The organism is Actinomadura geliboluensis, from assembly GCF_005889745.1.
Classification (GTDB): domain Bacteria; phylum Actinomycetota; class Actinomycetes; order Streptosporangiales; family Streptosporangiaceae; genus Spirillospora; species Spirillospora geliboluensis.
This window is the reverse complement of record NZ_VCKZ01000322.1, coordinates 1-10,480: the sequence shown is the minus strand read 5'-3', so window position 1 is coordinate 10,480 and position 10,480 is coordinate 1. Positions and strand designations below refer to the sequence as shown.

General features: G+C 76.2%; 9 protein-coding genes. 2 read left to right on the top strand and 7 right to left on the bottom strand.

Translation table 11 applies throughout. From position 1 onward, the window contains the following. Positions 1-95: 95 nt before the first annotated feature. Positions 96-833 (top strand): Crp/Fnr family transcriptional regulator, encoded by a 738-nt coding sequence (locus tag ETD96_RS32840; protein ID WP_240808394.1) that lies wholly within the window; start codon positions 96-98, stop codon positions 831-833. Between the two features lie 41 nt (positions 834-874). Further along, positions 875-2,293: an RNB domain-containing ribonuclease gene (locus tag ETD96_RS32835; protein ID WP_138640370.1), complete on the top strand. Its 1,419-nt coding sequence runs from the start codon at positions 875-877 to the stop codon at positions 2,291-2,293. A gap of 75 nt (positions 2,294-2,368) precedes the next feature. On the opposite strand, the gene ETD96_RS32830 is transcribed toward ETD96_RS32835, so the two are convergent. From ETD96_RS32830 to nirB, 7 genes are all read right to left on the bottom strand, one after another. Further along, positions 2,369-3,025: a biliverdin-producing heme oxygenase gene (locus ETD96_RS32830; protein WP_138640369.1), complete on the bottom strand. Its 657-nt coding sequence runs from the start codon at positions 3,023-3,025 to the stop codon at positions 2,369-2,371. A gap of 48 nt (positions 3,026-3,073) precedes the next feature. Then, positions 3,074-3,367 carry a DUF2470 domain-containing protein gene (locus ETD96_RS32825; RefSeq protein ID WP_138640368.1) on the bottom strand — a complete coding sequence of 98 codons (294 nt, stop codon included), beginning with the start codon at positions 3,365-3,367 and terminating at the stop codon, positions 3,074-3,076. A gap of 41 nt (positions 3,368-3,408) precedes the next feature. Next, positions 3,409-4,266 (bottom strand): amidohydrolase family protein, encoded by an 858-nt coding sequence (locus tag ETD96_RS32820; protein ID WP_138640367.1) that lies wholly within the window; start codon positions 4,264-4,266, stop codon positions 3,409-3,411. A 10-nt stretch (positions 4,267-4,276) separates the two neighbouring features. Beyond that, complete coding sequence (locus ETD96_RS47730; protein ID WP_138640366.1) at positions 4,277-4,870, bottom strand: TetR/AcrR family transcriptional regulator; 594 nt, start codon at positions 4,868-4,870, stop codon at positions 4,277-4,279. A gap of 16 nt (positions 4,871-4,886) precedes the next feature. Next, complete coding sequence (locus ETD96_RS32810) at positions 4,887-6,317, bottom strand: MFS transporter (protein ID WP_205719562.1); 1,431 nt, start codon at positions 6,315-6,317, stop codon at positions 4,887-4,889. Positions 6,318-6,400: 83 nt separating this feature from the next. Further along, complete coding sequence (locus ETD96_RS32805; RefSeq protein WP_138640365.1) at positions 6,401-7,879, bottom strand: FAD-dependent oxidoreductase; 1,479 nt, start codon at positions 7,877-7,879, stop codon at positions 6,401-6,403. Beyond that, positions 7,876-10,389 carry a nitrite reductase large subunit NirB gene (gene nirB, locus ETD96_RS32800; protein ID WP_138640364.1) on the bottom strand — a complete coding sequence of 838 codons (2,514 nt, stop codon included), beginning with the start codon at positions 10,387-10,389 and terminating at the stop codon, positions 7,876-7,878. The genes ETD96_RS32805 and nirB overlap by 4 nt, the downstream gene beginning before the upstream one ends. Between the last annotated feature and the right edge of the window lie 91 nt (positions 10,390-10,480).

The window sequence follows — 10,480 nt, the reverse complement described above, 5'->3', positions numbered from 1 at the left end:
GACCGGTACCCGCGGCGCTGGGCCTCACCGCCCCACTCCCCCCATCTGCCGTGGGTACCGGTTCACCCGACCCCAGGAACCGGAGACGCGGACCCGTGACCGAGCACGTGCCGACGAGGACATCCCGAGCCGGTCCCGCCGCCGACCCCGGCGACGCCTTCTGGGACGCGCTGGACGGCCGGGAGCGCGCGGCGCTGCGAGCGGTCGCGCGGCCCCGCAAGTACGCGCCGCGGGCGCCGCTGTGCTACCAGGGCGACGACTCCGACCACATCATCGTCATCGAGTCGGGGTGGGCGAAGGTCGTGGCGTCCAGCGCGGACGGGCACGCGGTGGTGCTGGCGGTGCGCGGCCCCGGCGACCTGGTGTGCGAGAGCGCGGTGCTCGGCCGGCGGGAGCGGTCGGCGACGGTGCAGGCGCTCGACCAGGTGCGGGCGCTGCTGGTGCCGGCGGCGCGGTTCACCGCGTTCCTGGACGCCCATCCCGGGGTGTGGATGCTGGTCAGCGGCACGTTCGTGCGGCGCCTGGACGACGCGGGCCGGCGGCTGCAGGCGCACGTGTCGGCGCAGGGCCCGCGGCGGCTGGCGATCCTGCTGGCGGACCTCGCGGAGATGTCGGCGCGGCAGGGCGCGGCGGGCGCCGGCGGGGCGGTCCCGATCGGGCCGCCGCTGTCGCAGGAGGAGCTCGGCAGCTGGATGGACGCCTCCCGGGAGACGGTCGCGCGGGCGCTGGCGGTGCTGCGGGACGCGGGGCTGGTGCGCACCGGCCGGCGCCGGATCACGGTGCTGGACCCGCGGGGGCTGCGGGCTTTCGCGGACGGCGCCTTTACATTGTAGATTCCTAACGATCCGGGCTTTTCGTCCCGTACGCTCGTGCTGTGCCGCGCCGACCGCTGCGACTCCGCACCGCCGAGGCCGACGCCGAGGTCCGCGCGGGGCTGGACCGGATCCGCGCCGAGTTCTCGGTGCCCGGCCCGTTCCCGCCCGCGGCCCTCGCGGAGGCCGCGCGGGCCGCGGCTCCCCCGGACGGCCGCGCCGACCTGCGCGAGGTGCCCTTCTTCACCCTCGACCCGCCGGGCTCGCTGGACCTGGACCAGGCGATGCACCTGGAGCGCCGCGGGTCCGGGCACCGGGTGCGGTACGCGATCGCGGACGTGGCCGGGTTCGTGCGGCCCGGCGGCGCGCTGGACGCCGAGGCGCACGCCCGGGGCGTCACCCTCTACCTGCCGGACGCGAACGCGCCGCTGCATCCGCGGCGGCTGTCGGAGGGGACCGCGAGCCTGCTGCCGGGCCGGGACCGCCCGGCCGTCGCGTGGACGATCGACGTCGACGCCGCCGGGCGGATCACCGGGGTGGACGTGCGGCGCGCCGTCGTGCGCAGCCGCGCCCGGCTCGACTACGCGACCGCGCGCCACGACGACGGCGATCCGCGGATCGCGCTGCTCGGCGAGGTCGGCGAGCGGCTCATCGCGGCGGAGGCGGCGCGCGGCGGGGTGAGCCTGCCGCTGCCCGAGCAGGAGGTCGCGCACGCGGACGGCGGGTGGGCGCTGAAGCTGCGCGGGGACCTGGCGACCGAGGCGTGGAACGCGCAGATCTCGCTGCTGACCGGCCGGGCGGCGGCGCGGCTGATGCTGGCGGGCGGGGTGGGGCTGCTGCGCACGATGCCGCCCGCGCCCGCCGAGGCGGTGGCGCGGCTGCGGCTGGCGGCGCGGGCGCTCGGCGTCGCCTGGCCGGCGGACGCCTCCTACGGCGACATCGTCCGCGCCCTCGACCCGGCCGTGCCGCGGCACGCGGCGTTCCTGCACGACGCGGCGGGGCTGATGCGCGGCGCCGGCTACACCGCGTTCGACGGCGCGGCGCCGGGGCAGGCGGCGCACGCCGCGGTGGCCGCCCCGTACGCGCACGTCACCGCGCCGATCCGGCGGCTGGCGGACCGGTACGCGACCGAGGTGTGCCTGGCCCTGGCGGCGGGGCGCCCCGTGCCGGGGTGGGTGCGGGAGGCGCTGCCGCGGCTGCCGGAGGCGATGCAGCGGGCGCTGCGGCGGGCCGCGGACGTCGACCACGCCTGCGTCGACCTGGTCGAGGCGCTGCTGCTGCGCGAGCACGTCGGGGAGGTGTTCGACGCGGTGGTGGTGGACGTGAGCGCCGACCGGTCGGGCGGCCGGGTGCAGCTGGTGGCGCCGCCGGTGTTCGGCCGCTGCGAGGGCGCGGACCTGCCGCTCGGCGAGCAGGTCAAGGTGCGGCTGGAGGAGGCGGACCCGGCGCGGCGCCGGGTCCGCTTCTCCCGGACGGAGTGAGCCCGCGCCGGAGTGAGCCCGCGCCGGAGTGAGCCAGCACGGGGTGAGCCCGCGCGAGGTGAGGCGGCGCCGGGGTCAGGCGGCGCTGAGCCGGAGCCGCTCGCCGAGTTCGGCGGTGACGGCGGCGTTGAGCCGGTAGGCGGCCTTGACCTCGCCGATGACGGCCTCCTGCTCGGCGGCGTCCCAGGGCGCGGTGTCGAGCAGCTCGCGGTAGCGGTCCTTGTAGGACTTGGGCTTTCCGGGGAAGCGGTAGAAGCGGACGCCGTCGTCGCCGGCGGCGAGGTCGAGGGTGCGGCGGACCTGGCGGCCGATGTACTGCCCGCCGGACAGGTCGCCCAGGTAGCGGGTGTAGTGGTGGGCCACGAACCCGCCGGGCCAGTCGAAGCAGACCTCGCGCAGCCGGGCGCGGTACCGCTCGGTGGCCGTGCTCGGTTCGATGCGGGCGCGCCAGCGGGGCCCGTAGAAGTAGCCGAGGTCGGCCTCGAGCGCGTCGCGGCGGCGCAGGCCGGGGAGGTCGAACCGGCCGGCGACGGGGTCGGCCGCCATCCGGTCGGCGGCCTCCTCCAGCAAGTCGTAGACCGGGTGCAGCTGCGCGACCAGGACCGCGTACTCGTCGCGGCCGAGGCGCCCCTCGGCCAGCGCGCTCATGTAGGCCGAGCCCTCGTTGTCGCCGTGGTCGTCCCAGGTCGCGGCGCGCAGCCGCGCGGAGAACAGCTCGTTTTCCGACGCCATGTCGGCTACTTTACCGACAGGGCGTCGGGAACGTCCAGCCGCCGGGCGTCAGCCGCTCAGCGCGGCGCGGGCCTCCTCGGTCATCCGGACGACCTCGTGCCGCACCTGGGGCCGCTCGGTGAGCCGCTCGGTGAACGGGATCCGGACGGGCTGCTCCACCCCGCCGTCGGTGACGGCGAACTCGATCCCGTCGGCGTCCAGCCCGGTCATGCGGGCCGCGGTGGCGCCGGGGCGGCCGCCGAGCGCCCGGCAGATGGTGAGGCAGTCGTCGGCATGATCGTCGTTCATGTGCCGCATGATCTGGCCGACGACGTCCTCGGTGAACGGCCCGGGGTCGGTCATGAAATGGTCCTTTCCCGCAGGTAGGGGCTGAAACGGACAGACTAGAGGGCCAGGCCCTTGTAGACGCGCAGGGCGTTGCCGCCGAGGACGAGGCCGAGGGTCTCCTCGTCGAGGCCGAGCCCGGCGAGGGCGCGGGCGTTGCGGGCGACGCCGGGGACGCCGGGCCAGTCGGTGCCGAAGACGAACTTGCGGGCCAGGCGGCGCAGGTCGTGCCGGGCGTAGTACTCGGGGAGCCGGCGCGGCGGCAGCCCGGACAGCTCGATCCACACCTCCTCGCGCGACAGCGCGAGGAACGCGGCGGCGTCGTACCACCAGCCCCGGCCGCCGTGCGCGAGCACGAACGTCAGGCCGGGGAACAGCCGCAGGACGTCGTCGATGGGCGTGGGGTCGGCGTACCGGTTGGCGGAGCCGGGGAACGAGCTGGTGCCGCAGTGGACGACGACGGGCACGCCCGCGTCGCGGCAGACCTGGTAGGCGGGGTACAGCTCGGGGTCGGCGACGCTGAACGCGCCGTGCACCGGGTGCAGCTTCAGCGCGGCGGCGCCGAACTCCAGTTGCCGGGCGACCTCGGCGTCGATCGGGTAGTGCAGGTGCGGGTTGACGTTGGCGATCGGCTTGAAGCGGCGCGGGTTGTACTCGAGCAGGGGCTCCAGGTCCTCGATGGGCTGGGTGCCGGTGGTCCGGGGGCTGTACTCGCACAGCAGCAGGGCGATGTCGACGCCCTCGCCCTCGAAGTGGGCGTCGACGCGCTCGGGGACGAGGGCGCCGTCGGCGTCGTAGAGGTCCTGCCAGGGGTGGGAGGCGCCGAACTCCTCGGCCCAGCGCCGCCACGCCGGCGGCAGGGTCGGGAGGCGGGCGGTGTGCACGTGCGCGTCGATCAGCGGACGTCCGTCGAGCATGCGGCGGAGCCTACCCGCCGCCGGGGCCCGTCCCGGCGGCGAGGGCGCCCATGACCGTGGTGACGAGGGCGTCGGCGGCCTCGCCGGCGGCCAGCCGGCCGCCGTCGACCTCCTCGGCGGCGGCGTGCATGAGCGCGTACACGACCCCCGCCTGCCAGCCCGCGGGGACGGCGGTGCCGAAGGCGCCCTCGGCGCGGCCGCGCTCGATGACGTCCTCGACGCGGGCGAGGACGTCGCCGTGCCGGGCGCGGACCCCGGCGGGGCCGAGGATCCGCAGCCCGGCGGCGAGCAGCGTGCGGTACCGGTCCAGGACCCGCCAGGACGAGCGGACCGCGCGGGCGAGGGCCTGGTCGGCGGGGCCGGCGCCGAGGTCGGCGGCGTCCAGCGCGGCGCCGGCGTCGGCCAGCGACCGGGTGAACAGCGCCTCGAGCAGGTCCTCGCGGGAGGCGAAGTGCCCGTACAGGGTGACCCGGCCGACGCCGGCGGCCTTGGCGATCTCGGTCATGCTGGCGCCGGGGTCGCGGGCGAAGCACCGCAGGGCGGCGTCCAGGATGGCCTCGATGTTGCGCTCGGCGTCGGCACGGCGGCGGGTGGTCGCGGGCATGGGGCCAGGGTAGGGCTCAGTGGGCGAACACCGGGCCGTCGCCCGGGTCCGGCCGCCCGGCGGGGACGAGCAGCAGGGCGAGGACGGCGGTGGCGGCGCCCACCGCCGTGAACGCCGCGAACGCGGTGTGGAACCCGTCCACAGCCTGCCCGCCGACGCTGGCCCCGGCGAGCGCGGTCGCGAGGGCGATGCCGAGGGCGCCGCCGATCTCGTGCCCGGTGCTGACGACGCCGGACGCCAGCCCCGCCTCGTCGTGGGAGACGCCGTTCATCGCCGTGGCCGTCGCGCAGACGAACGCGGCGCCGAGCCCGGCGGCCAGCAGCACGAACCCCGGCAGCACGCCGGTGAGGGCGCTCCCGTCGGCCGGGAGCCGGGAGAGCAGGAACGCGCCCGCGGCGGCGAGCGCGAAGCCCGCGCCGGCGACGGGGCGCGGTCCGGCCCGTCCGGTGAGGGTGGACGCGGCGTGCGCGCCGGCGATGGTGGCGAGCGCGACGGGCAGGAACACCAGCCCGGTCTTCACCGCGGAGTAGTCCAGCAGGTTCTGCAGGTACTGGGAGATGAGGAAGAACCCGGACAGCAGCAGGCCGGACGCGGCGAGCATCAGCAGGTTGCCGGCGGCGATGGTGCGGCGGCGCAGCAGGCCGGGCGGGACGAGGGGCGTCGGCACAGACCGCTCGACCAGGAGGAAGGCGGCGGCGAGGACGGCGGCGCCCGCGAGCGGGACGAGCGCCTGACCGCTCCCCCAGCCCCGCTCGCCCGCCTTGACGAGCCCGTAGATGAGCGCGGCGGCGGCGAGCGTGACGGTCGCGGCGCCGGCGAGGTCGAGGGGCCGGCGGGCCGGGGCGGCGGCCGGGACGACGCGGGGCAGCGCGGCCAGCACCGCCAGCCCGGCCGGGACGTTGACGTAGAACACCCACTCCCAGCCGGGTCCGCTGGTCAGCAGGCCGCCGAGCAGTACCCCGGCGGCGGCGCCGGTGCCGCCGATGGCGGCCCACACGCCGAGCGCGCGGGTGCGCTCGGGCCCGTGGAAGGAGGTCGTGACGATCGCCAGCGCGGCCGGGGACAGCAGGGCGGCGCCCACGCCCTGCGCGGCGCGCGCGCCGATGAGCGTCCCGGCGTCCCAGGCGAGCCCGGACAGCAGCGAGGCGGCGGTGAACAGCGCGAGACCGATGAGGAACGCGCGCCGCCGTCCGAGGGTGTCGGCGAGGCGCCCGCCGAGCAGGAGCAGGCCGCCGAAGCACAGCGAGTAGGCGGTGACGACCCAGGTCTGCGCGCCGCGCCCGAGGGAGAGGCCGGCGGCGATGGACGGCAGGGCGACGTTCACCACGGTGAGGTCGACGATGAGCATGAACTGGGCGAGGCAGAGCAGGACGAGCGCCCACCGGCGGCGCGGGAGCCCGGCGCCGGACGGCTCGTGGTGCGGCGGCGCCGCGGAGGAGGTGTGCACGAGAAGACCCCTAACTCGAACATCATTGTTCGAGTTAGGGTAGCCCGGATCGCACAGAACTTGAACAGTCCTGTTCGAGTTATTTAGGCGACGTCGGCGGCCTCCTGCCCGTCGAGCCAGCCGAGGATCCCCTCGACGGCGTCCTTGCAGCCGCCGCAGCCCGTCCCGGCGCGGGTCGCGCGCGCCACGCCGGCGGCGGTGCGGGCGCCGGCCTGCCAGCAGGCGCGGATCTCCCCCTTGCTGACGTTGTTGCACTGGCAGACGGTGGCGGCGTCCGGCATCCGCACCGGCGACTCGGCCTCCGCCGCCGCGGACATGCCGGGGAACAGCAGCCCGAGGCGCTCGGCGGGCAGCGGCGCGGCGCGGTCGTAGAGCCGGGTGAGGGTCCCGGCGGCGGAGGTCTCGCCGAGCAGGATCGCGCCGATCAGCCGGCCGTCCCGGATCACCGCCTTCTTGTAGGTGCCGCGGGCGGCGTCGGTGAACCGGACGACCTCCACGTCCTCGTCGTCGTCGCCGAAGTGGGTCTCCCCCATCGAGGCCAGCTCGATCCCGGCGGCCTTCAGCCGGGTGATCTGCCGGGCGCCGGTGAAGCGGGCGGCGGGCTCGGTGCCGGCGAGCAGCCCGGCGAGCACCCCGGCCTGCTCCCAGGCGGGCGCGACCAGCCCGTACACCTCGTCGCGGTGCTCGGCGCACTCGCCGATGGCACGGACGGACGGGTCGGTGACCGAGCGCAGCTCGTCGTCCACCAGCACGGCGCGCCCGACCGCGAGCCCGGCGGCGCGGGCGAGGCCCACCTCGGGCCGCACCCCGCAGGACAGGATGACCAGGTCGGTGGCGAGGATCTCGGTGCCGCCGCCGGGCCGGGCCAGCTCGACCCCGGTGACGGCGCCGCCGGCGGTGCGCAGGCCGGTGACGTCGGCCTGCAGCCGCGTCCCGATGCCGAGCGCGGCGAGGGTCCGGGCCAGGACCCTCCCGGCGGCGGGGTCGAGCTGGCGCTCCATGAGGTGCCCGGCCAGGTGCAGGACGGTGACCTCCAGGCCCCGGCCGGCGAGCCCGCGCGCGGCCTCGATGCCGAGCAGCCCGCCGCCGATCACGACCGCGCGGCGCGCCGCCGCGGCCAGCTCGGTGATGCGGCGGCAGTCGTCCAGCGTGCGGAACACCTGCGCGCCCTCGGGCAGGCCGTCGCGCAGGCCCGGCATCGGCGGGACGAACGCGGTGCTGCCGGTCGCGAGGACCAGCGTCCCGTAGCGGGTGGCGGTGCCGTCGGAGGCGTGCACGGTCCTCGCGGCGCGGTCGACGCGGACGGCCTCGACGCCGAGCCGGGCGTCGACGCCGTGGGCGGCGTACCAGGCGGCGTCGACCAGGCCGATGTGGTCGGGCCGCGTCACCCCGGCGAGGACGTTCGACAGCAGCACCCGGTTGTAGGGGGCCTGGGTCTCGGCGCCGAACACCGTGATCGGGACGGCGGGGTCGCGGGCGCGCAGCTCGCCGACGAGCCGCGACCCGGCCATCCCGTTGCCGACCACGACGACGCGTTCGCCGTCCCGGGTCCGCGCGGTCATCGCTTCACCTCCAGCGGGAGCGGCTTGATCTGGTCGCGCTCCACCTCGAACGCGATGCTCGGGTCGGGGGTGCGCGGGGCGTTGACGAAGGACACGAACCGGCGGAGCCGCTCGGGGTCGTCGAGGGTGCCGCGCCATTCGTCGGTGTAGGACGCGACGTGGCGCTCCATCGCGGCGTCGAGTTCGGCGCAGATGCCGAGCCGGTCGTCCACGATGACCTCGCGGAGGTAGTCCAGGCCGCCGTCGAGGGACTCCAGCCACGTCGCGGTCCGCTGCAGCCGGTCGGCGGTGCGGATGTAGAACATCAGGAACCGGTCGATGTAGCGGAGCAGCTCCGCGTCGGTGAGGTCGGTGGCGAACAGGTCGGCGTGCCTCGGCCGCATGCCGCCGTTCCCGGCGAGGTAGAGGTTCCAGCCGTTCTCGGTGGCGATGACGCCGAAGTCCTTGCTCTGCGCCTCGGCGCACTCGCGGGCGCAGCCCGACACCGCCGACTTCAGCTTGTGCGGGGCGCGCAGCCCCCGGTACCGCAGTTCGAGGCGGATCGCCATGGCGGCCGAGTCCTGGACGCCGTACCGGCACCAGGTGGACCCGACGCACGACTTCACCGTCCGCAGCGCCTTGCCGTAGGCGTGGCCGGACTCGAACCCGGCGTCGACGAGCCGCCGCCAGATCTCCGGGAGCTGCTCGACGCGGGCGCCGAACAGGTCGATCCGCTGGCCGCCGGTGATCTTGGTGTAGAGGCCGAAGTCGCGGGCGACCTCGCCGATCACGATGAGCCTGTCGGGGGTGATCTCGCCGCCGGGGACGCGCGGCACGACCGAGTAGGTGCCGTTCTTCTGCAGGTTGGCCAGGAAGTGGTCGTTGGTGTCCTGCAGCGCGGCCTGCTCGCCCTCCAGGATGTGGCCGTTGCCGAGGCTGGCGAGGATGGACGCCACGGCGGGCTTGCAGATGTCGCAGCCCCGGCCCGTCCCGTGCTCCTCCACGAGCTGGGTGAAGCTGGTGACCCGCCCGGCGCGGACGATGTCGAACAGCTCGGCGCGGCTGTAGGCGAAGTGCTCGCAGATCGCCCGGCTGACCTCGATCCCGGCGGCGGTCAGCTCGGCGTCCAGGATGCGCTTGACCAGCGGGACGCAGCTGCCGCAGCTCGTCCCGGCGCGGGTGCAGTCCTTGACGCCGGGCACGTCGGTCAGGGAGTGCTCGGAGATCGCGCAGCGGATGCCCTCGGCGGTGACGTTGTTGCAGGAGCAGATGACGGCCGCGCCGGGCAGGTCGCCGCCGGCGGTCTCGGTCCCGCCGAACAGCATCTGCTCGGGCGCGCCCGGCAGGCTCCCGCCGACGAGGGCGCGCAGCGTGCCGTAGGACTCGGCGTCGCCGACGAGGACGCCGCCGAGCAGGGTCTGCGCGTCGTCGCTGACGACGAGCTTCTTGTAGACGCCCGCGACGGGGTCGGTGTAGGTGACGCCGAGCGCGCCCCGCTCCGGCCCGGCGGACGGGTCGCCGAAGCTCGCGACGTCGACGCCCATCAGCTTCAGCTTCGTGGACGTGTCGGCGCCCTCGAACACGGCGGTGCTGGCGTCCGACAGGAGCCGGTCGGCGACGACCTCGGCCATGGAGAAGCACGGCCCGACCAGCCCGTAGACGGTGCCGCCTGCCGCGCCGCCGACGAGGGCGCACTCGCCGATCGCCCAGATGGCGGGGTCCTCGGTGCGGCAGGCCTCGTCCACCGCGACGCCGCCGCGCTCCCCCACCGGCAGGCCGCAGCCGCGGGCCAGCTCGTCGCGGGGCCGGACGCCGGCGGAGAACACCACGACCTCCGCCTCGACCGCGGTGCCGTCGTCGAGGACGACGCGGCGGACGGCCCCGTCCTCCCCCGGCTCCAGCGCCCGGATCGGGACGCCGGTGCGGACGCTCAGGCCGAGGCCCTCGATGTGGCGGCGCAGCATCGCGCCGCCGCCCTCGTCGAGCTGGCGCGGCATCAGCCACGGCGCGACCTCCACCACGCCGGCGCGCAGCCCGAGGCCCTGCAGGGCGCGGGCCGCCTCCAGGCCGAGGAGGCCGCCGCCGACGACGGCGCCGCTGCCCCTGCCCCGCGCGTAGGCGCGGATCGCGTCGAGGTCGTCGATCGTGCGGTACACGAACACGCCGGGCAGGTCCGCGCCCTGGACCGGCGGTACGAACGGCGCCGACCCGGTGGCCAGGACGAGCGCGTCGTAGGGGACGGCGTCCCCGGCGGAGGTCGTGACGGTGCGGGCGGCGCGGTCGATCGCGGTGACGCGCTCGCCGGTGCGGACGGCGACCTCGCCGCCGTGCGCCGGGTAGGCGAGGTCGGCGCCCTCCAGGTACGTCGTCAGCGCGACCCGGTCGTAGGCGCTCCGGGGCTCCTCGCCGATGACGGTGATGGTCCAGGTCCCCGCGGCGTCGCGCGCGCGCAGGGCCTCTACGAGGCGGTGCGCGGCCGGCCCGTGCCCGGCCACGACCAGCCGCCTGTCCGGTGTGCTGTCGGCTCCCATGAACCCCGATGCTCGGCGGCCCTTATTTCCCGGAGAGATCACCGGTGTCACCCGCACGTTAACTGGAGCTCACCTCGCCCGGGCCCGGCAG